The organism is Nocardia sp. NPDC056100, from assembly GCF_042266325.1.
In the GTDB taxonomy this organism is placed as follows: Bacteria; Actinomycetota; Actinomycetes; order Mycobacteriales; family Mycobacteriaceae; genus Nocardia.
The window spans coordinates 1,911,994-1,931,369 of record NZ_JBHJVY010000002.1; the positions used below are offsets into that span (position 1 = coordinate 1,911,994).

Annotated in this window: 22 protein-coding genes; 10 read left to right on the forward strand and 12 right to left on the reverse strand. The window is 64.8% G+C overall.

Annotated features, from left to right (window positions below; translation table 11 throughout):
- Positions 1-28: 28 nt before the first annotated feature.
- Together ACFC0O_RS21325 and ACFC0O_RS21330 are read right to left on the reverse strand one after the other, a co-directional pair.
- Complete coding sequence (locus tag ACFC0O_RS21325) at positions 29-388, reverse strand: hypothetical protein (protein ID WP_375960786.1); 360 nt, start codon at positions 386-388, stop codon at positions 29-31.
- 53 nt (positions 389-441) lie between these two features.
- Entirely contained in the window at positions 442-864 is a 423-nt protein-coding gene (locus tag ACFC0O_RS21330; RefSeq protein ID WP_375960361.1) for a MarR family winged helix-turn-helix transcriptional regulator, read from the reverse strand.
- A 139-nt stretch (positions 865-1,003) separates the two neighbouring features.
- On the opposite strand from ACFC0O_RS21330, the gene ACFC0O_RS21335 reads away from it, so the two are divergent.
- Together ACFC0O_RS21335 and ACFC0O_RS21340 are read left to right on the forward strand one after the other, a co-directional pair.
- On the forward strand, positions 1,004-1,657 hold the full coding sequence (locus ACFC0O_RS21335) for a hypothetical protein (protein ID WP_375960363.1): 654 nt from the start codon (positions 1,004-1,006) through the stop codon (positions 1,655-1,657).
- A 69-nt stretch (positions 1,658-1,726) separates the two neighbouring features.
- A complete protein-coding gene (locus tag ACFC0O_RS21340; RefSeq protein ID WP_375960365.1) occupies positions 1,727-2,062 on the forward strand; it encodes a hypothetical protein in 336 nt (111 codons plus the stop codon).
- A 21-nt stretch (positions 2,063-2,083) separates the two neighbouring features.
- Here ACFC0O_RS21340 and ACFC0O_RS21345 read toward each other — a convergent pair whose 3' ends face one another.
- Positions 2,084-2,689 carry a helix-turn-helix domain-containing protein gene (locus ACFC0O_RS21345; RefSeq protein ID WP_375960367.1) on the reverse strand — a complete coding sequence of 202 codons (606 nt, stop codon included), beginning with the start codon at positions 2,687-2,689 and terminating at the stop codon, positions 2,084-2,086.
- A gap of 111 nt (positions 2,690-2,800) precedes the next feature.
- Here ACFC0O_RS21345 and ACFC0O_RS21350 point away from each other — a divergent pair, with 111 nt between their 5' ends.
- The 3 genes from ACFC0O_RS21350 to ACFC0O_RS21360 all read left to right on the forward strand — a co-directional run bounded on the left by ACFC0O_RS21350 (position 2,801) and on the right by ACFC0O_RS21360 (position 5,986).
- The gene (locus tag ACFC0O_RS21350) at positions 2,801-3,619 is read left to right on the forward strand and encodes an MBL fold metallo-hydrolase (protein WP_375960369.1); all 819 of its coding nucleotides are present in this window, start codon (positions 2,801-2,803) and stop codon (positions 3,617-3,619) included.
- Between the two features lie 612 nt (positions 3,620-4,231).
- Positions 4,232-4,552: an NIPSNAP family protein gene (locus ACFC0O_RS21355; RefSeq protein WP_364647468.1), complete on the forward strand. Its 321-nt coding sequence runs from the start codon at positions 4,232-4,234 to the stop codon at positions 4,550-4,552.
- A gap of 120 nt (positions 4,553-4,672) precedes the next feature.
- A complete protein-coding gene (locus ACFC0O_RS21360; protein ID WP_375960371.1) occupies positions 4,673-5,986 on the forward strand; it encodes a lipase family alpha/beta hydrolase in 1,314 nt (437 codons plus the stop codon).
- Here ACFC0O_RS21360 and mug read toward each other — a convergent pair.
- Positions 5,923-6,486: a G/U mismatch-specific DNA glycosylase gene (gene mug, locus ACFC0O_RS21365; RefSeq protein ID WP_375960373.1), complete on the reverse strand. Its 564-nt coding sequence runs from the start codon at positions 6,484-6,486 to the stop codon at positions 5,923-5,925. The genes ACFC0O_RS21360 and mug overlap by 64 nt on opposite strands.
- Before the next feature lie 76 nt (positions 6,487-6,562).
- Positions 6,563-7,423 carry an SGNH/GDSL hydrolase family protein gene (locus ACFC0O_RS21370; protein ID WP_375960375.1) on the reverse strand — a complete coding sequence of 287 codons (861 nt, stop codon included), beginning with the start codon at positions 7,421-7,423 and terminating at the stop codon, positions 6,563-6,565.
- A gap of 217 nt (positions 7,424-7,640) precedes the next feature.
- On the opposite strand from ACFC0O_RS21370, the gene ACFC0O_RS21375 reads away from it, so the two are divergent.
- Positions 7,641-8,384, forward strand: coding sequence for an aminoglycoside adenylyltransferase domain-containing protein (locus ACFC0O_RS21375; protein ID WP_375960377.1), 744 nt, complete (start codon positions 7,641-7,643; stop codon positions 8,382-8,384).
- 38 nt (positions 8,385-8,422) lie between these two features.
- Here ACFC0O_RS21375 and ACFC0O_RS21380 read toward each other — a convergent pair whose 3' ends face one another.
- Together ACFC0O_RS21380 and ACFC0O_RS21385 are read right to left on the reverse strand one after the other, a co-directional pair.
- On the reverse strand, positions 8,423-8,611 hold the full coding sequence (locus ACFC0O_RS21380) for a hypothetical protein (protein WP_375960379.1): 189 nt from the start codon (positions 8,609-8,611) through the stop codon (positions 8,423-8,425).
- 87 nt (positions 8,612-8,698) lie between these two features.
- A complete protein-coding gene (locus ACFC0O_RS21385) occupies positions 8,699-9,121 on the reverse strand; it encodes a hypothetical protein (RefSeq protein WP_375960381.1) in 423 nt (140 codons plus the stop codon).
- 183 nt (positions 9,122-9,304) lie between these two features.
- Between ACFC0O_RS21385 and ACFC0O_RS21390 the strand changes: the two genes are divergently transcribed.
- The 3 genes from ACFC0O_RS21390 to ACFC0O_RS21400 all read left to right on the forward strand — a co-directional run bounded on the left by ACFC0O_RS21390 (position 9,305) and on the right by ACFC0O_RS21400 (position 13,046).
- Positions 9,305-9,820, forward strand: coding sequence for a GNAT family N-acetyltransferase (locus tag ACFC0O_RS21390; protein ID WP_375960383.1), 516 nt, complete (start codon positions 9,305-9,307; stop codon positions 9,818-9,820).
- A 92-nt stretch (positions 9,821-9,912) separates the two neighbouring features.
- On the forward strand, positions 9,913-10,968 hold the full coding sequence (locus tag ACFC0O_RS21395; protein WP_375960385.1) for an alpha/beta hydrolase: 1,056 nt from the start codon (positions 9,913-9,915) through the stop codon (positions 10,966-10,968).
- 191 nt (positions 10,969-11,159) lie between these two features.
- Complete coding sequence (locus ACFC0O_RS21400) at positions 11,160-13,046, forward strand: YhgE/Pip domain-containing protein (protein ID WP_375960387.1); 1,887 nt, start codon at positions 11,160-11,162, stop codon at positions 13,044-13,046.
- Between the two features lie 19 nt (positions 13,047-13,065).
- Here ACFC0O_RS21400 and ACFC0O_RS21405 read toward each other — a convergent pair whose 3' ends face one another.
- Together ACFC0O_RS21405 and ACFC0O_RS21410 are read right to left on the reverse strand one after the other, a co-directional pair.
- Positions 13,066-13,905 (reverse strand): PucR family transcriptional regulator, encoded by an 840-nt coding sequence (locus ACFC0O_RS21405; protein WP_375960389.1) that lies wholly within the window; start codon positions 13,903-13,905, stop codon positions 13,066-13,068.
- Between the two features lie 421 nt (positions 13,906-14,326).
- Positions 14,327-15,778 carry an aldehyde dehydrogenase gene (locus tag ACFC0O_RS21410; RefSeq protein WP_375960391.1) on the reverse strand — a complete coding sequence of 484 codons (1,452 nt, stop codon included), beginning with the start codon at positions 15,776-15,778 and terminating at the stop codon, positions 14,327-14,329.
- A 167-nt stretch (positions 15,779-15,945) separates the two neighbouring features.
- On the opposite strand from ACFC0O_RS21410, the gene ACFC0O_RS21415 reads away from it, so the two are divergent.
- Positions 15,946-17,064: an NAD(P)-dependent alcohol dehydrogenase gene (locus ACFC0O_RS21415; RefSeq protein WP_375960393.1), complete on the forward strand. Its 1,119-nt coding sequence runs from the start codon at positions 15,946-15,948 to the stop codon at positions 17,062-17,064.
- A 120-nt stretch (positions 17,065-17,184) separates the two neighbouring features.
- Here the strand turns inward: ACFC0O_RS21415 and ACFC0O_RS21420 are convergent, their stop codons facing one another.
- The 3 genes from ACFC0O_RS21420 to ACFC0O_RS21430 all read right to left on the reverse strand — a co-directional run bounded on the left by ACFC0O_RS21420 (position 17,185) and on the right by ACFC0O_RS21430 (position 19,290).
- Positions 17,185-17,919, reverse strand: coding sequence for a hypothetical protein (locus ACFC0O_RS21420; RefSeq protein WP_375960395.1), 735 nt, complete (start codon positions 17,917-17,919; stop codon positions 17,185-17,187).
- A 48-nt stretch (positions 17,920-17,967) separates the two neighbouring features.
- Positions 17,968-18,468 carry a hypothetical protein gene (locus tag ACFC0O_RS21425; RefSeq protein WP_375960397.1) on the reverse strand — a complete coding sequence of 167 codons (501 nt, stop codon included), beginning with the start codon at positions 18,466-18,468 and terminating at the stop codon, positions 17,968-17,970.
- Positions 18,469-18,606: 138 nt separating this feature from the next.
- The gene (locus ACFC0O_RS21430) at positions 18,607-19,290 is read right to left on the reverse strand and encodes a TetR/AcrR family transcriptional regulator (protein ID WP_375960399.1); all 684 of its coding nucleotides are present in this window, start codon (positions 19,288-19,290) and stop codon (positions 18,607-18,609) included.
- Between the last annotated feature and the right edge of the window lie 86 nt (positions 19,291-19,376).

Genomic DNA, 19,376 nt, shown 5'->3' on the forward strand with positions numbered 1-19,376 from the left:
CGAAGGTGAACATCCCTGGCGCAGACTGTTATTCGTGCCAGGGGAAGGGCCGCAGGTCCGGTTCGACCCAATCACGCTTTGCCCGAGGCAAAGCCAGGGTTCCCGGTCGGTAGAAGCGGGTCAGCAGGCGCTTGTCGAGCAGAACGCGATGGTGATCGGCGAACGCGGTGAAATCGGCTTCACCGGAATCGATCGCGTGGTGCCCGACCAGTTCCACCCAGGCGCGGCTGACCGTCACGTTGTACTTCTGCGGCGCGCCCGCATAGCGTGCGGTTCGCTGAATACCGTTGCTGATCAAGTCGATTGCCGCGGGCACGCCGCGGCGGCGAACGGCGAGCCACGTCAGATGCACGTGTTCGCGGTGGCCGAACCGCTCGGCGGTGGTCATCACTTCGGCCATCAAATCATCGAATTCGGTGGGTGCTTCGGAGTGTGGCGAGATCATGGGGACACCTCTGTGAGGGCTTGTAATGCGGCGCGCAGACCCGCGACCGCCTCCGCGGACAGTCCCGCGAGCGCGCGGCGCTCCAGATCGGCGATGGCTTTCCGGATGATGGCGGCTGTTTCCAGTCCGGACGAGGTGAGCTCGATCAGAACCGCCCGGCGATCTCCCGGGCGGTTCCCCCGAGTGACGTGGCCACGCCGCTCGAGACGATCCAGCACGCTGGTAAGCGTGGTGGGTCGCGAACCCACGGCGGCGCCCAATTCGGACACGGTGCGCCCGCGGCCGTCGGCGAGATTTGCCAACGCGTTGATCTCGGACGGGGTCAAATCCAGGTCGACCAGCTGCGCCGAGAGCACTTGCAGGGTGGCGTGAGTCGCCCGCTGCACCGCCAGCACCGCCGACCAGTCGGATGAGTTCATCTCAGATACCACGATTTCGTACTATACGAGATCGTGGTATCTGTTTCAAGAGACGCTAGTTCGGGCTTGTCGAGAGATGCGGGCGGCGGAGCGATCTCCTCCCCGGCGCAATCGGCTCGCAACGCTTAGCATTCGGGACATGCACCGTGGCAACTGGTTCCGCATCCTGCTCTGCGCGGCCGTGCTCTGCGGTACCAGCGCGTGCATCGGGGCGGTGGACCGCGCGGACTTCGAGGACCGGATTCGTACGCGCGGTGGCGGATTGGTCAGCGCGCTGCCCGAAGCCGCGGTTGCCGCATTGGGTCGGGAACTCGGGGTGACCGACCCCACCGTGAACGTCATGCTGCTCACCGCGCCGAACTCCAGCGGGTTCCGGCTCGTCCTGAACAATCAGCCCGCCCAGGTGACCAGGTTCCTGTCCGGAGGCGATTTCACGGCGCGCGAGCCCACCGTTCGCTTGCGCGTCCGCCCACCCGGGCCGGCGCGCACGATGGACGACTACTCGTTCACCCTCGGCGATCTCAGTGCCCCGACTCCGGCACGGGTATCAGCTTTCGATGACCTCGACGCCGAGAATTTCACCATCGGCGAGGTTCCCGGTCTGTCCCGAATCGAAGATATCGTCGACGCCGCCCGTTCCCACAGTGGTATCCCCGACGGCCAGGTCACCGCGCTGGTGGTCAGCCGCTTCGGCCGCGATATCCGCATCGTGGCCAATATCGTCTCCGCCCGTTCGGAAGCGGTCGCGGAATTCGACCACACCGGCGCTTTCCTCCGAGTCCAGCAGGTATAGCCGATGCCACGTGTACTCGCAGCCCTTTCGACCGGGTTATTCGTCGGTACCCTGAGCACCGTTGTGCCCGTGGCGATCTGGCCCGGCGAGGCAAAGCTCACCGCACCGCTGTTCTGTTCCTCCGGCACCGAGCCCATGGTTGTCTCGGATACCTTCCATGATTCCGAAGGCACCTCGACCAACTACACCCTGTACTGCCTCGGCGACCATGGCGCTCTCACCAACGAGGGGTTCGTGCTCCCCATGCTGGTCATGCTCACCGCGCACGTGCTGATCGTGACGGTCCTGGCGCTGCTTGCCATGACGGTCACCCGAACGGCAGCGCCTGTACAGGATGCACCCACTCCCCCGCCGCCCTCGGAACCGCTTCCCCACAACGGAGTTCAGGACTACTTCGAACACTGACGGCGGCGCGCCTCGGCAAAGTCAGGACCTGCGGGAGATGAACATGATGTATCGGCAGGGCGTGCCGGTGTGGTTGGCGAAGCTGTGGGCGGTGTCCGCCTGAAGGAACAGCGAGTCACCGGCATTCAGGGTTTCGGTGATTCCGCCGATCAAGACTGTGAGGGTGCCGTCGAGCACCATGAGCTGCTTTTCCGTGCCCGCCGGATTCGCGGGCAGCAGTCCGGTGGAGATCTGCGCGGGGAGGTAGTGGACGATCATCTCGGCTCCGGCCGCACCGGGAGCCGCCGAGACCATATGCCGCTCGAAACCTGTTTCCGGATCACGGAATACGGCGCGTTCATGCTTGCGCATGACGACCGCTACCCCGGGTGCTGCTGCCGGACCGCCGATCAGGGCCGAGAGTGACGCGTCGAGCGCCTGGGCGATCTTCGACGCGACGCCGATCGTCGGACTCTTCTCTCCGCGTTCGACTTTGGACAGCATCGCCCTGCTGACCGATGACCGAGTGGACAGCTGTTCCAGGGTCAGGCCCGCCGCCTCACGACGTCGCCGCACATTGCCGCCGAACACGTCGGCCCGCTCGTCATCGTGCGGGGGTTCGGCCGCGTTGTCGTCTCGCTCGCTCACCGTGCTCCTCGATCGATGGGTGCGTTCGCCGCCCACAGTGTAGATTTCTTCTAAAGAAGATACAGTCTTCTATTGAAGACACGCGATATGCGCCAACCTGACGGAGTTTCCATGCGTTTGATCTCGAGTGGCCGGCACCATGCCCGATTCGAATTCGGTGAGCTGCAGGTGATCTCGTTGCGAGACGGGTACATCGATATGCCGCCGACCCGGCTCCGCGACGAGCAAGGGCGCACACTCCCCGTGTTGCCGGTCGCCGTGCCGCTGGTGGGCGACAACCTGCGGCTTTCGGTCAACGCCTTCTACGTCACCGACGGCACGCGGTCGGTTCTCATCGATACCGGTGCGTCCGACAATTGGCACGACCCCACCATGGGATTGATCTACGCCGCGCTCGACGAAGCGGGCATCGATAGCGCCCAGATCACCGATGTGGCCATAACCCACAACCACGAAGACCATGTGAGCGGGCTGATCACACCGGACGGTTCGGAGGCGTTCGCCAAACTCGAGCGCGTGTGGATCGGCCAGGGCGATGCCGGGGTATTCACCGGACGCCTCGAGCCGCTTCGGGACCGAGTCGTACCCGTCTCGCAGCGGATCGCGATCAACGACTGGACCACAGCTGTCCCGACACCGGGTCACACGCCCGGTCACACGGTCTACGAAATCACCAGCAGCGCGGGCCATCTCCTTATCTGGGGCGACACCGTGCACGTTCCGACGCTCCAGTTCGACCAGCCGGAGGTGTCCTGGGAATTCGACAGCGACCAAGCCAAAGCCCGAGTCGCGCGAGCAGCCCTGCTCGAACGGCTTTCCCTACCAAATCATTTCGTGGCCGGTGCGCATCTCGACTCTCCCGGCATCGCCCGCGTAGCCCCTTCCGGCACAAGCTATACCCTGCAATACCTCGCGCCCCGGATCGAATGACCACCTATATTGCACCGAAGTCACTTTCGACTTCCTCACGCCGTAGGCGAAATTCCATAGCGATAGCGCCGAGTGTGCAGTGGGCGCTCAGTCCACTCGGGTTGGGCAGCACCCACATCACGGTGTCACCTCCGGTTGAAACGGCTACTGTGCGCAGGACTCTTCATGCTCGGCACCATCGCCATCCTCACCATCTCCGGGATGGCGACCGCACCGGCGATCCCACCCGGCTCGATCCATCCTGCTGACCGGTTGGGACGTGAATCAGCGCCCCTCCGGCACAACCGATAACCCGCTCGGATTCCACGTACTGGTGTCCTCGGACGACGGTGGCAACACATTCTCCGGACCCGCCCGCACCCTGACCCAGCGCGGAGATATCACACACGGCGTCATTCGAGGCAACCATCAGCTTCACAATCGAATGGCGGAACGACGGGAAGGTTGGCCTCTATCAAGGCAGCTGGTTCGACAGCAACACGGAAGTCCGCCCAATCTCGCGTCAACCGCGCGTTACGTGAGCGGATAGCTAACGCTGAACCAGCGGGACGACGGCGACTGTGGCCCAAGAACATTCATGCCGCGGATGCGCGAGCGTTGCTATGTTGAGACGTGATCACTTGTGTCGTCGAGTACGTCATAGACGCCGGGAAGATCGATGCCTTCGAATGCTTCGCGAAACGGTGGATGGAATTGGTCGAGCGCCATGGTGGCACACACCACGGCTACTTCCTTCCCGCCGAGGGTGCGAGCGACAAAGCCCTGGCGCTGTTCAGCTTCTCCAGCCTCGCCGCTTACGAGACCTACCGTGCGAATTTCGGCATCGACCCCGACTTCGTCGAAGCCGATCGCATCAGAGATGAAAGCGGCTGTGTGCTTCGTTACGAGCGAACCTTTATGCGCCCGCTGCTCCCCGGAAACACTGGCGGTTGAGCGACCCGCGGCATCAGCCGACCATTGGCACGGTCCGCAGGCATGCGGTCTTCCCGGGGTTAGCAATGTCAGTCCAGTCTTCAACACGCACAATTCAGTGCACACTTGTACACTGAATTGATGGTGGAGTCGATGAGCCAGCGGCGGGCTGAGATCCGGGCGCTCGCGCGTCTAGCGGGCGATGAACTGGGCGGTGCGATCGACGGGATCGCGACCACGCACCGCGCCGTCAGCGATCATGTCTTCGCGGCCGTGTCGTGGGGTGTCGGCCCGGCCGCGAAGCCGTTCAAGGTGGTGCACGACGCCATCACCTTCGGGGTATATCGAACGGTCAGTGGTGGCGCGGTCGCGGCCGGATCAGTGGCCGAACTCGCGGCGGAGGTTTCCGCGCTTCCCACACCCTCGCGCACCGTATATGGCTCCGGCCTGATCGCCGCGCTTCAGGGTCTGATCGGCGACAGTCTCGAGCAGGAGCGGCCGATCCTGGCCTCGCCCATGACTTTTCGCGTTGACGGCGAGCCTGTCGGCGCCGATGAAATCGGCGCGGTAGTGGGGAATCCGCGCCCGCGGATCGTGGTTTTCCTCCACGGGCTGGTAGAGACCGAGCATGCATGGCGGCTCGGTGGGAGACCGAGTTACGCCGAGCGACTAGACTCCGATCTCGACCGCACGACCCTCATGGTGCGCTACAACAGCGGCTTGCACATCGCCGACAACGCCCGCCAACTCGACACGCTCCTACACGAACTTGTCGCGAACTGGCCGGTCGAGGTCGAGGAGATCGCCCTGGTCTGTCATTCGATGGGCGGTCTGATCGCACGCGGCGCGTGCCACCGAGCCGACTCCGAACAGCGGGGCTGGGTACGGCGAGTCCGCCAGATCGTCTGCCTGGGTTCACCACATCTGGGCGCGCCGCTGGAACAGATGGCACACCATCTTTCCGCAGCCCTGAACCAGGTGCCCGAGACGCGCCCGTTCGCGCGGCTGCTGCGTCGGCGCAGTGCCGGAATCCGCGATCTGCGGCAGGGCTCGCTGGTGGATGAGGACTGGCAGGACCTCGACGCGGATGCGCTGCGGCTCAAGGCTATTCAAGAGGTTCCGCTGCTGCCCGGCGCCGACCACTACTTCGTCACGGCGTCCATCACCCGCAGTCCACGGCACCCGCTGGGCCGCATCATCGGCGACGGATTGGTGCTACCCAGCAGCGGCTCCGGACGAAACCGTGCCCGCCGCATCGGATTCGACGACGCCAACGGCCTACATTTGCCCGGCGCAAACCATTTCAGCCTGCTCAACCATGAGAGCGTCTACGACGCGCTCCTGAACTGGCTCGATGGCAAGCCGACGTCCGAGACCGCGCCCACCTTCGGTCACTCGGTGCCGACCGCCTCGCGCAGTGCGCGGAATTCTGCCGCGAGAGCGTCGAGCGTGTAGTGGGCATTGAGCCCGCTCGGGTTGGGCAGCACCCACACCGCGGTCTCACCGATCCGCTCGGTTTGGGGGCCGACAGTGGTGCGCGGACGACCGAAAGCCGTTCGGTAAGCGCCGATCCCGAGCACAGCCAGTACCCGGGGCTGATACCGCTCGACCCGCTCGACCAGAGCACGTCCGCCGACCCGCAACTCTTCGGCGGTCAGCTCGTCCGCCTTGGCGGTCGCGCGTGGGGCCACATTCGTGATTCCCAAGCCCAGCCCGAGCAGCTCATGCTGTTCGCTCGGCTGCAACAGCCGTGGCGTGAAGCCGGACCGATGTAGTGCGGGCCAGAACCGATTCCCCGGACGAGCGAAGTGAATTCCGGTGGCCCCGGACCACAGACCCGGATTGATGCCGCAGAACAACACCCGCAAGCCGGGCCCGATCACATCGGGAATCGTCTTGTCCTGCGCCGCGGCCAGATCCGCGGGCGACGGCCGAGCTGACGAACCAGAACCCATTCGCCCAGTCTGCCGGGTGCCCGGCTGAGCACCTGCCCCAGGGGGCGTCGTTCGCGGGCTGACCATTCAGCGGGCTTTAAAGTCTGGCGATGATCTCGTGTGCAACAGCCGTGGCGCCCGCGAGATTCGGGTGGACGCTGCCCGCGACACCGGCCAAACCTCCCGGTGCGGTCAGCGGATCGAGCAGGCCGTTGACCCACGGAGTGTCTGCACACGCGGAATGCGCGTCGGCGTCGGGCACAGCGATCGCTGTCGCACCGGTCCGGCGGGCCGCACGTTCGGTCGCGCTCACGAGCCCGTCGTAGGTTCGCCGGATGTTGGCGGCCTGCGAGGCGGACATCGTCAGCGCCGAACATGTTGCGCCACTGGGATTAAGCGCGGGCAAGTACTGCACCAGCATCACGGTCGCCTGCGGCGCCCGCTCTTCGATGGCGCGCACCACGGCGACGATGGAACTCTCGACAGCATCGAAGTCGCCCTGCGTATGCGGCTTCGTACCGGCCGCTGTTTCGCAAAACGCCGGAACGCTCTCGAGCAATCGCGCACACGCACTCGCCTTGATCATCGACCCCGCCAGCCCGAGATCGTTCCCACCGATGGTGACGCTCACCAGCTGTGTGCGTTCGGTGACGGCCTCCACCTGCACGGGTGCGGCCCTACCGCCGGCCAACGACTGCGGCGTACGCAAAATATTCGCCGTGGTCGCACCGGCACAGGTGACATCAACCAACTCCAGCCCCACCGCAGCCGCCACCTGATGCGGATAGTTATGCCCCGACCGCGCACAACCAACATCCACCATGTCAGGCAGCCCCGGCCCCGAGGCATAGGAACTACCAAGCGCAACGTACTGCGCACCCCCGGGAAACTCTCGTGCACCCGCATATCCGGGGCACCACATCACCACCATGGCGACCGCAGCGCCAGCGGTCAGCATCGTGCGTGAGAGCACGGCAGTCTCCTTCGTCGGTTCACGATGCCACACAGCCGAGCCCGGTGAACAGGACAAACTTGCGCGCGAGCGTCGAACAGTCAGGTGCGGAGGCTGATCCTACGGGACGTGTTCGGGCAAACTCGAAGCCATGCCGATACCCTCGATCGTCACGGAGATCGTCGAGTCCTATCTCGCGCTGACCGACGCTGAATCCCCCGGTTTGATCGAAGGTCTCTACCTCGAAGGGTCTGTGGCGCTCGGAGATTTCCGCCCCAGAGCGAGCGACATCGATTTCGTCGCCGTGACTACGAATCCGCCGGACGCTGCGGATAACGCTGCGCTGCAACGCGTTCACACAAGGCTGCGTCAGCAGAGTCGTCGACCGTACTTCGACGGCACCTACCTCACCTGGAATGACCTCACCGCGGGCCCGGCGTCGGCCATCGGCCGTCCGACCGTCCTCCAAGGACTGATGCAACCGAAATCTATTGCAGGCCGACACACTCCGGTCAGCTGGCATACCCTCGCCGAGCACGGCGTGGCATTACGCGGTCCGGGTATCGACGATCTCGATGTATGGACCGATCCTGCCGCGCTAGCCGTCTGGCAGAACCGCAACCTCGATGACTACTGGGCGAACGGTCTATCTCGTGCGGCTCGGCTCATCAGCAAACCCGGACTCGGCCTACTCACCGACTTCGGCACGGTCTGGACGGTCACCGGCATCGCCCGACTCCATTACACCCTCGCCACCGGCAGAATCACGTCAAAAGACGGCGCAGGCCGCCACGCCCTGAACACCTTCCCCGACCGCTGGCACCGCATCATCAACGAAGCACTCCGACTGCGCCGCAACAGCTCCCGGATATCCCTCTACCGCAACCCATTCACCCGCAGACGTGATGTGATCGCCTTCGGCCACATGGCAATCGCCGACGCTCACCACATCTTCGAGCGGTCCTGACCACATCGTCGCTGTAGCCCGCCGCTGGCGAGCAAGAGTCAGCGTTTGCGGGCCCGAGCCTGCCGGGTGAGTTCGGTGATCCGCGTCGGGCGGTGAGAATCGTTCAGTTCTGCCACCAGCTCGTCGGGGCACAACTCGTATAGGTCACCCCACCACCGGAGGGCCTTGTTGTCCCACACGCGGTAGCCCCCTGGCACGCCGCGCGCGACGTACCGTCGTCGAGCCATGTTCGAATCCTAGTGGTGCGAAACACCTTTGGGAAAGACTGACCGAACCGGGCTGCGCCTCGGGTTCGCTCGAACCCGCTGGCCCGGCTAGTCGGAGTCGGGGGTCTCGATCTTGACCGGTACCGAGCAGGTGGCGGAGCCGACGGCGAAGGTGACGGTGGACGGTTCCGGTGAGGCGTTTTCGTCGGCCTTCAGTTCGATGTACAGCTCCTGGTTCGATGCGGAGTCGATGGTGACGGCATCGAAGGAGAGGGTGTCGTCTCGGGAGTCGGTGCCTGCCGGGTAGCTGGCCCCGGTGTTGTCCGTCAGCTCGCTGCGACTGAAGGTCAGACCTGATTCGGGACCGACCCCGACGACGACGCGCGCCGTGCCGGTCCCGGCGTCGCCGATGGGTGTCACGCTCACACCCGCACGGACCGATTCCCCGCCCGGCACCACCGTGATCTGGTCCGAGCTGGGATTGATCGTGAATGGATGGTTGATCTCGCCGGTGAGTCCGCTCGCGCTCATGGTGTGCTCCTGACCTGGTTCATTCGATGAACACCGGTCGAGTACCCGGGGTTGGGTCTCCTATTCAGGGCCATCCTCCGATAACTCGGACGCCCGGCGCTGCGCACCCAATATTCGGTCGACGAGGTAGCGGTCCGCGCATATGGTCCACCAGTGTCGGTGACAAACGAGTCATATGAACCGTTGACCGCGGGCGTGCGTCTGCGTCCGCCACGGGCGTCGGATGAGCGGATTGTTCGTGCCGCACATCGGGAGATGGCCCGGGATGATGGATTCGACTTCGCCCTGGGGCTCGCGCCCGCGATGTCGTGGCCGGAATACCTTGCGACTCTGGAGAACCTGCGACGGGGCATCAACCTGCCAGCCGGCATCGTCCCCGAGACGTTCCTCCTGGCAACCGCCGGGGACGAGGTCATCGGGCGGGTATCGATTCGTCACACCCTCAATGACTATCTACGCAGGCGCGGCGGGCACATCGGCTATGCGGTGCTGAGGCAGTATCGGCGCTGCGGTTACGGCACACAGATCCTGCGGCGCTCGATACCCATTGCGCGAGAGGTCGGTATCGGCGACATCCTCGTCACCTGCGACGACACCAACACCGGGTCGCAACGCATCATCGAATCCTGCGGAGGTCGGCTGGAATCGACTCCGACCTGGAGCGACGGGACCCTCATTCGCCGGTACTGGATCAGCTGATCTCCCGTTCCCAGTCATTTATGAGTCTGACGTCAGATTTAAGTTAGGGTGGGAATCGCCACCTTGGCCTATAGCCCGAAAGGAGTCCCGCCGTGGACTCGATCGCTGACATCTACGACCACACTCATGCGGATCTCGCCGCCACATTGACCACAATGCCGCAGCGCCCCGGGTTCTTCGAGGATCTGAATGCCACCCGCTTCATCTTCGATGCCATTCTCACCGCCGTACCGCTCGATACCTCGGGGGTCGAGGTTCGAACGCTGGATATCGATGGCCCCGATGGCAATCGCATTCCCATCGGCATCTACCGACCCCGGGAGGTGACCGGGTCACTACCCGCCATTCTGTATCTGCACGGCGGAGCCTTCGCGTTCGGCCGTAGCAAACCCGGTGGTGATCATGTCGCCATCGGCATCGCCGAACAGGTTGGGGCGGTGGTGGTTTCGGTGTCGTATCGACTGGCTCCGGAAGACCCATACCCCGCCGGAATCGAGGACTGCTACCGGGCGCTCACATGGACCGCGGCGCATGCGGCAGAACTCGGAATCGACGCGGATCGCATCGCGGTCACCGGTCAATCCGCGGGCGGCGGGCTGACTGCCGCGGTCGCACTCATGGCTCGCGATCGTGGCGGGCCATCCATCGCTTACCAATCGCTGTACGCGCCGACACTCGATGACCGCCGAGTCACCGTCTCCGCAGGCCGCATCGCCGACCGCAGGGTCCTCAATACCTATGACCTCGCCGATATCTACGACCATTACCTGCCCGACCGCAACCAGGTTCCCGTGTACGCCGCACCCGCTCGCGCCACCGATTTGTCCGGGCTCCCACCGGCTTTCGTCCTGGTTTGCGAGCTGGATCCCCTGCGCGACGAGGGGCTCGACTACGCCCGCCGCCTCATGGACGCCGGCGTTCCCGTCACCGTCCACCATGTACCGGGGGCCTGGCATATCTTCGAAATCAACGCTCCCGCATCACCTTTGGCATTGCAGAGCATCGGCCTCTGGCTCACCCACCTCCGCACGGCGCTCGACCTCTCGGCAACGACCACTCGACCGCTGCTCCAGGCGCCGACCGCATGGACGAAACTGCGGCTCGGTATCCGACTGCTCTTGAACCGGCGACGACTGTCGCTGAGCTGACGAGTATTGCCGTGGAAATAGCTGTCGAATAGACCTATTTCGCGATGGTGCGTTTTGCTGCGTTTGTCCCGAGAATCGTGGTGCATTGTGCTGTGGACGAGGTGACACACCGTTGGAGATGATCGGCATCTGTTATTTCGAACACATTCTGGAGTTCCACAGATGTCTATTTACCGCAGCGCGGCGGCCATATGAAAATCCGACCGAACTTCGAGGCCAGACCCTGGTTCCATTCGCGAGTGGCACGGTTGATCGTGGCGCTGCTCGTAGTGCTACCGCTGACCAATCTTGCGCTGTATATGTGGGCCGGATGGGATCCGACGCATAGTGTGAACCGAATGCCTGTCGCGTTGGTGAACGCCGATCAGCCGGTCCATAAAGGTGATCTCACTTTGTCGTCGGGTGCCACTGTCACCGCTAATCTCCTCGACTCGCATGCGCTGGATTTCGAGGTCGTCGATCATGACGAAGCGATGAGCGGACTCGCCCGCGGCGACTACTATTTCGTCATCGAAATACCGGCGGGATTCAGTGCCACCCTGGCCGACATGGGCACCACGACCATCGCGCCCGCGCTGATCGGGGTGACCTATAACGACAACAACAACGTGCTGGCTTCGACCATCGGCGCGCAAGCGATGACCGAGATCGGCAACGCGGTGCGTGCGGCCACCTCGGCGACCGCGATCGGCACACTCTTGGACGGACTGCGCGGACTCGGTGGCGGACTGCGATCGGCAGCCGACGGATCCGCGCAATTACACGGCGGCACAAGCCAATTGACCGACGGTCTCGATCAATTGACCGCGGGGATCACCACCCAACTGGTACCGGCGCTGTCCGCGACGACCCACGGCAGCGGTCAGCTCGCCGACGGAGCCCACGCCCTGTCGACGGGTTTGATCGCGCTGCGCAATGGAACCGATCAACTCGGTGGCGGAGCACGGCAGATCAGCGACGGCGTCGACCAATTGGTGCAATCGGTCAATGTGGATTCCCTTGCCGCACTGGCCGACTCGGCAAAAACTCAGCTGCCCGCAGACCCTTCCCTCGATGAGCTGCGCAAGGGAATCGACCAGATCGGCGCACTGCTGAAGGGGCTGCTCGATCTGCGCACCGGTACGCGCCAGCTCGCCGAGCAGTTGACGAGCCCCGACGCGGGTTATCGAGGCGGCCTCGACCAACTCGTCGACGGCAGTCAGCAGCTCGCGTCCGGCGCCACGGACCTATCCACCGGAATGGCTCGAATGCAAGCCGGCGGTGTCACTCTCAGCGATGGCGCACAACAGTTGAGCGCGGCCGGACATCAGATCGACGATGGCGCCGGAGCACTCGCGAACGGACTCGCACAGGGGGCACAAGCCGTCCCTGTCAACGATGACGCAGGTCATCGCACCAGCCTCGCGCAGCTACTCGGCACACCGGTGGGGACCGATCCCCACAATCTGGCGCCCGCCAAATTCGGCGGCCCCGGTGGCGCTCCCCTGTTCCTGATCCTTTGTGCGACATTGCTTCCGGTTGTGGTGTTCATGTGCATCCGCCCGCATCGGGGTACAGGCCGCGGCACCCCCGGCAGTGCGGCACGTGAATTGTTGCGGCGCTTCGCGGCGGTCGCCGTGGTCAGTTCGATCGCGGTCGCGGCCGTCGCGCTGTTGCAGTGGTCGAGTTACACCCCCGTCCCACATCCGGATTCGACCATCAGGGTCATCGCGGTCATCGCATTGGCGACGATCATGAACAGCGCGATCACGGCAGCGCTGATGTCCGTATTCGGTTATCCCGCAGGAATTCTGGCCGGGCTCGCGGCACTGATGGTGCAGTACTTCTGCTTCGGCGGGATTTGGATGATCGAAACGCTCCCCGCCTGGATGCGGTGGGCACATCCGGTCGTGCCGATGACATATGTCCGCGATGGACTGCTGTCAGCCTTCAACGGCGCTCCGGGATTCGGCCTCGCCATGGCGATCATGGCCGCGATTACCCTCGTCGCCATGGCAATCTGCCTGGCGACAACCCGGACGTCGACGGCCCGCTACCCGATCCCCTTGGCCGCCGAGCTATCTCGCGCAGTCGAGTGACCGGGTGACCCGGCGTTCTCTACTCGCGGGACAAACGCACGATCGCTAAGGCAGCCGCAACCTCCACATGGTTGCGGCTCAGTGGGCGGGGCAGCAACTCGTCCGCACGGGCAAGACGCCGCACCACCGTATTGCGGTGCGTATACAACCGCGCCGCGGTGCGCGAGGTGTTGAAGTGCTCCGCGATATAGGTATCCACGGTTCGCTGGATCTCGACATCGGCATCGAGGAGCGCGCCGAGCGTGTCTCGCAGGAAGCTCGAGGCACGGGCAAGGTCCGTCGCCAGCAAGGACACGAGCTGAACATCACGAAAGTGAGTCACCGGTCGCGAAGAGCCGAGCCGGGCCAGCACCTGCCGAGTAGCGAGCGCATCGCGATGGCTCGCACGGAATCCGTCGAGATCGCGACCGGCGCGGCCGATCCCGACCCGAAGGCCGGGAAACCGCGACAGTTCCGCGCGCAGAGGTTCGGTTGCTTCCGGGGACAGTTCGACCGGCAGCCACATCCACAGCGCCGACGGATCGGCTGACACGGTCAGCGGGTGCGAACCCCGGGCGATTACCTCCACCACGGTGCGGAAATCCGCAGTGTCCCTTGTCCCTTCACGCCAGATGATCGCTGCGGTGTGCGGACCGCTGAGGCTGTAGCCCAATTGCGCCTCGACGAGCCCGCGTTCTGCCGGACCCTCCTCGAGCAGACCGGTGATCGCAGCGTGGCGGGTAGCGGTCGCATCCCCGGCCAGGTCCGCCCCGGTGCTGTCCACCCGGATCGAAATCGCCGCCAGGACATCGTCGATGAACGTGTGCATCGACACCGAGGACAGATCGAGCAGCCGATAGCGCTGCTCGGCATCGGTCACCATCTCGGTGCAGATGGCAGCCCACAGCTGCCATACGGCCATCCTGCCGAACCTGAACGTGTCGCGAAGGCTGCTCGGCAGCCCGCGCCGTACGAGTACCCCGGCGACCGCGCAGAGTCGCGGTGACAAGCGCACCTCGACACGCTGCCCGGGCCGACGCAGATTGGCCTCGACCCACCACCGAAGAACGTCGGCCATCACTTCGTGTACCGCGTCCTGCAGTGCCGGGTCGACCTCGGATCGGTCAGCTCCGGGACGCCACGTGCGAACGTCGAGGGTGTCGATCAGCCGACCAGGCTGCCCCAACACTCGCGACGCGGCGTCTCGAATGTGCCGTTCGGTGTCCGCCGACGGATGCGGCCAGCAACTCGCCGACCAAACATCCGGTGCCGCAGCCAGTTCCGTCACGGTTCACCACTCATTACGTCGTCTGCGGGGAGAGCAGATAGATCGACTTGGTCTGCTGATACGCCGCCAAGCCCTCGGGACCGAGCTCACGACCCAAACCACTGGATTTGACGCCACCGAACGGCGCACCCAGGTCCAAGTTGTAGAAGTTGACGCCGATGGTGCCGGTCTCGACCCGGCGGGCGATATCCAGCCCGCGCTCGATATCGGTCGTCCAGACCGTGCCGCCCAACCCGTACTCCGAATCGTTGGCGATCGCGACAGCTTCGTCCAGATCGTCGTATCCGATGACCGTCAGTACGGGCCCGAAGATCTCCTCGCGCGCGATCCGGCTCTCGTTGCCGATGCCGCCGAACACGGTCGGTTCGACGAACCAGCCGTGCTCGCGATCGGGTCGACCGCCACCGGCGGCCAAGGTACCGCTGGCTTTACCGAGCTCGATGTAGTCCTCCACCCGCCGGCGCTGCCGTTCGCTGACCATCGGACCGACCTCGGTGGCGGGGTCGAGCGGATCTCCGATGCGCAGACCCGCGGCCACGCCGGCGACCACATCCAGGACCTCGTGCTCGCGCCGCCGCGGCGCGAGAATCCGAGTGGACAGGTGGCAGGTCTGACCGTTGTTCAACAGCGAGCTCGATGCCAAACCCTGTGCGACCGTGCTGAGATCAGCGTCGTCGAGCACAATGGCCGCGGATTTCCCGCCGAGTTCGAGAGTCACCGGTCGCAGCAGGCGGCCGCAGGTCTCCCCGATCGCGCGCCCCGCACTCGTGGACCCGGTGAACGCGACCTTGTGCACGCCGGGATGCGCCACCAGGTGGGTGCCGACATCGACTCCGCCACTCACGACATTGAGTACCCCGCGTGGTAGACCCGCGCGCTCGGCGGCCGCGGCCAGTTCCAAAGCGTCCAAAGTTGTTTCAGGCGCAGGTTTCAGAACTACGGTGCAACCGGCCGCGAGTGCCGGCGCCAGTTTGAACATGGTCAGCAATTGGGGATAGTTCCACGGCACGATCGCCGCGACGACTCCGACCGGCTCGCGGCGCACGATCGTCACACCCATACCGTCCAGGCGCGGACGCCGCTCCTCGGCCGGGAGCGCACGAGCCAGTTCCGCGTAATACCGAAGCAGCGCAGGCGGTCCCGCACCCTCCGCATTCACCGCGAGGGTGATCGGCATTCCGTTCTGGACGCTGGTGAGTTCGGCGCGGGCGGCAACGGTCTTTTCCAATTCGCCTGCGAGCCTGGACAACAACTCCACGCGCTGGTCGATTGTGATCGCACCCCACTCCGGCGACCGTAGCGCTCGACCCGCGGCATCGACGGCGGCATCGACATCGGCCGCACCGCCCAGCGGAATCGATCCGACGGGTTGACCGGTGCTCGGCGAAATCACCGGAATCGTGACACCGCCCGCAGGGGTTCGCCATCGACCGTCGATGAACAGCTCGGTTCGTTCATAGGTCATGAATTCCTCCTCCGGGTCCGGGCCGAAAGGAGGCCGGACCGACGGGCGCGCTCCGGCTCGGCGGGCACTGCCTCGTCATTGAATCTGAGACTGACGTCAGGTACAACATTACAGCGGGAACACCGTGCCAACAACCGTCAACCTGCACCGAGAGAAGAGACAGACGAATGCGGATCACCGCCGCCGTACTCCATAGCCCCGACGATCGATACCACCTGCGGGAGCTCGAACTGGCCGCCCCCGGACCGGGTCAGATTCTCGTGCGAATAGTGGCGACCGGGTACTGCCACACCGATGTGCTGGTGCGAACCCCGGGCTTCGCACCGACGCCGATCATCACCGGCCACGAAGGCGCCGGAATCGTCGAGGCGGTGGGCACCGGAGTCGATTCCCCGATGGTCGGCGATCACGTCGTGCTGTCCTACGACGCGTGCCACGAATGCACCGCGTGCACGGGCGGCAGCCCGGCGTACTGCGACACCTTCTTCCCGCGCAATCTGGGCGGTACCGGGCTCGGCGAACCGGGGCCCGTGAGCGCATCGGACGGCACCTCGATCGCGGCGCGCTGGTTCGGACAGTCCTCATTCGCCACGCACACGGTCGTCGACGCACGCAATGCGGTGGTGGTGGCTCGCGATCTGCCCCTGGAAATGCTTGCGCCCCTGGGATGTAGCGTTCAGACCGGCGCCGGATCCATCCTCATCGCGCTGAACGTGCGGGCGGGTACCGAGGTGGTGATATTCGGTGCGGGCGCGGTCGGACTCAGTGCCGTCATGGCGGCGCGGGTCGCCGGAGCGAACACGATTGTGGCGGTCGATCTCAATCCCGCACGGCTGGCGCTGGCGCGAGAGGTTGGCGCTACCCACGCGATCGACGGCGCCGCAACGGATTTGGCCGCCCAGATCATCCGTGCCACCGGCGGCGCGCACACCTGCCTGGATACCACCGGGGTGCCGGCGGTGATCACGGTCGCGCTCGAGGTACTGCGCGCGACCGGCACCTGCGGACTGGTCGGCGCTCAGCACGGCGATCTGGTGCTGGCACCGGCCACCCTCGCGGTCGGGCGCACCCTCACCGGAATCCTGGAGGGCAATGCCGTCCCGCGCGTACTCATCCCCCGGCTGATCGAACTCTGGCGACAGGGTCGCTTTCCTTTCGACAAGCTCGTCACGACATACGCTTTCGAACAGATCAATGAAGCCGAGGAAGCCGCATTGCGAGGCGCGGTGATCAAACCGGTTCTCCTGATGCCGGATTCCGAACAGCCACGCCCCACACGCACCTGACAACGTGTGAGGCGTGGCCTTCGGCGGACGCGGCAACCGGGATTTCAAAGGGGCCGGAATACTGCCGCGCCACGTCGTGGACGACCGGGTGGTCGCCTCGAATCCGCTACTGCGACAGCACTACTTCTGCAGCGTCAGCAAGGGGTCTCGTCCTGCGGCACGCTCGGCCTGCATATGGTTGAAGGTGGCCGTCCCCGCCGCGAGTCCAACGGGTATCGCGACGGCCAGACCACCTACGGTAGCTCCCAACCCGCCGACAGCCACCGCACCCACCAGGCACGTCGCGGCCATCACCGGAAGGATCATGGTGCCCGCGGACGCGGCGGTGAGCAGTGTGCCTCCGGTCAGCACCCCGAACGGGCATCCGACAATCGCGCCCAGCACCGATCCCGCGACCCCTCCGACAGCCAGCGCGCTCGCCATATGCGCGTTCGCGGTCTTGATGGCCACCACGAGATCCACGGCGGTGCCATTGTCATCAGCGACCGACGCCACGGCCGGTTCGACGGCCGCCGGATTCACGCCATCGCCGACAAGAGGGTCCGGCACGCCCGCGATATCGCCCAATTCAGATGTGTCGATCGAGGTTCCGGCCAGAGTCTGCCCGGTGACGTCCCGCAGGTCGAACTGTCCGGCCCGCATTGCGACGGACCCGATCGGGGTCGTGAGCAACGCCGTGCCTCCCGCGCCGCCGTCCTGGAATTGAACTCCCGGCGCCAGCGTGATCGACATCGAATCGGAGCGTGGTGATTCAGTGGGCAATGCGCCCGGATCGGCCGTGGCCGTCCCCGCAGCCAACCCCAACGCCACCGCGGTGAGCGCGGTCAGAGCCGAGCCATGAGATGTGAACTTCATTGTTGTTCTCATTTTCTGCATATGCCCGCGAGCGGGCGCGGTACGTGTCTATTCCTGAGCACTGATCGGTAGTTGTTGTGCGACAAGCCCTTTGGAGTGCAAGGTGTCGTATTGGCGTCCCAGTTCGGCGGCCACGGCGGGGGAGCCGGACAGTACGGCTCCCGCGGTGCCGGCCAGGAATCCGAGTGTTCCCGCGCCGATGATGCATCCGCCGATCAAGCCGATGGGAGTCAGGACGGGCATCGGGAGGGTCAGGGTGCCGCCGGTGAGCGCGCCGAGCGGGCAGCCGACGACGACGCCCGCGGTGGCTCCGATGACGCGTCCGAGGCTGGAGTCGACCGCGAATGCGGTGTTCAGTGCGGCCAGCGAGTTCATGTACTCGACAGCGGGATCCACCGTCGCGGGTGCGGCCGGTACGGGTTCATCGATGGGCTGAATCTGCGCGATGGGCGAAGGGTCGGCCTCAGCGGTAGCGACTCCCGAGGCGAGAGCTGTCACTGCGGTCAAGGCCAGCGCGGTCAGCGCGGACACCCGGGTGAGCTGTTTCATTCACGATTTCTTTCTGAGCGATGGTCGAACGATCCGGATCGTAGATGTATATCTGACGTCATATTCAGATTCAACGCGTTTCGCGATATTCGCGGCACTTTGTACACGCGTCAGCGATGAAACGATCGGACCGGGAACCTACTCGGCGAGTCCGATGGCCTTGCCCCACAATTCGGCGAGCAGCCGCCCGGCCTCGACCGGAGTCATCGGTGTCGGCGCCGGATCGAAAGCGAAGGTCAAATAGCAGAATCTGTCCGCCATCGCGCACAGTGCGCGGGCGGTCGCGGCCGGATTGGACACCGGCGGAAAGTGTTTCGCTTTCTGGCCCTGCACCAACGCGGCGGCGACCCCGGCTTCGATCGTCCGGGTGAGCTCGCGCCGCACCGACGCCAGGGCAGGCTCGGTTTGGCACACCTCTTCCCACACCTGATTGAATGCCGCGTGTTCGGCATAGGTCGTGGTGTATTCGGTGAGCGCTTCCTCCAGTAGGGCCATACCGCCCTGACCGGTCCACATGACACTGCCGCCGTTGAGCGCATCGTTGACGTACTGATGCACCAGTGCCGACATGACATCCGAGCGGTCCTGGAAATACTGGTAGTACGTCCCCAGGCTCACCTCGGCGAGCTGACTGATCTGCGCCACCGAGGTGGCACTGAACCCTTGGCGTTCGAAGAGTTCACGAGCGGCTTCCAGCAGTCGCTGCCTGGTCGCGGCGCCTTTACTGCCCGGAGCCAGCAGTTTGCCGTCCTGGCGGCGCAATGGCAACTGCTCCTTGTCCGCGACCGGCGTCTCGGAGCTCTCGGAGCTCTTGCGCCCCACCGCAACTCGCGTCCTGCTCGGCCTCGCCGCCATGCACACTCCCGGGAAAGTCGAAGGTTTTCGCCTGAATACCGCTGCCTAACCTG

Bases quoted from the DNA above. Each gene is read 5' to 3' on its own strand.
- ACFC0O_RS21325 (WP_375960786.1), bottom strand. From the start codon at position 388: ATGACCACCGCCGAGCGGTTCGGCCACCGCGAACACGTGCATCTGACG.
- ACFC0O_RS21330 (WP_375960361.1), bottom strand. From the start codon at position 864: ATGAACTCATCCGACTGGTCGGCGGTGCTGGCGGTGCAGCGGGCGACT.
- ACFC0O_RS21335 (WP_375960363.1), top strand. From the start codon at position 1,004: ATGCACCGTGGCAACTGGTTCCGCATCCTGCTCTGCGCGGCCGTGCTC.
- ACFC0O_RS21350 (WP_375960369.1), top strand. From the start codon at position 2,801: ATGCGTTTGATCTCGAGTGGCCGGCACCATGCCCGATTCGAATTCGGT.
- ACFC0O_RS21360 (WP_375960371.1), top strand. From the start codon at position 4,673: ATGGTGGAGTCGATGAGCCAGCGGCGGGCTGAGATCCGGGCGCTCGCG.
- mug (WP_375960373.1), bottom strand. From the start codon at position 6,486: ATGGGTTCTGGTTCGTCAGCTCGGCCGTCGCCCGCGGATCTGGCCGCG.
- ACFC0O_RS21370 (WP_375960375.1), bottom strand. From the start codon at position 7,423: ATGCTGACCGCTGGCGCTGCGGTCGCCATGGTGGTGATGTGGTGCCCC.
- ACFC0O_RS21380 (WP_375960379.1), bottom strand. From the start codon at position 8,611: ATGGCTCGACGACGGTACGTCGCGCGCGGCGTGCCAGGGGGCTACCGC.
- ACFC0O_RS21385 (WP_375960381.1), bottom strand. From the start codon at position 9,121: ATGAGCGCGAGCGGACTCACCGGCGAGATCAACCATCCATTCACGATC.
- ACFC0O_RS21400 (WP_375960387.1), top strand. From the start codon at position 11,160: ATGAAAATCCGACCGAACTTCGAGGCCAGACCCTGGTTCCATTCGCGA.
- ACFC0O_RS21410 (WP_375960391.1), bottom strand. From the start codon at position 15,778: ATGACCTATGAACGAACCGAGCTGTTCATCGACGGTCGATGGCGAACC.
- ACFC0O_RS21415 (WP_375960393.1), top strand. From the start codon at position 15,946: ATGCGGATCACCGCCGCCGTACTCCATAGCCCCGACGATCGATACCAC.
- ACFC0O_RS21420 (WP_375960395.1), bottom strand. From the start codon at position 17,919: ATGAAGTTCACATCTCATGGCTCGGCTCTGACCGCGCTCACCGCGGTG.
- ACFC0O_RS21425 (WP_375960397.1), bottom strand. From the start codon at position 18,468: ATGAAACAGCTCACCCGGGTGTCCGCGCTGACCGCGCTGGCCTTGACC.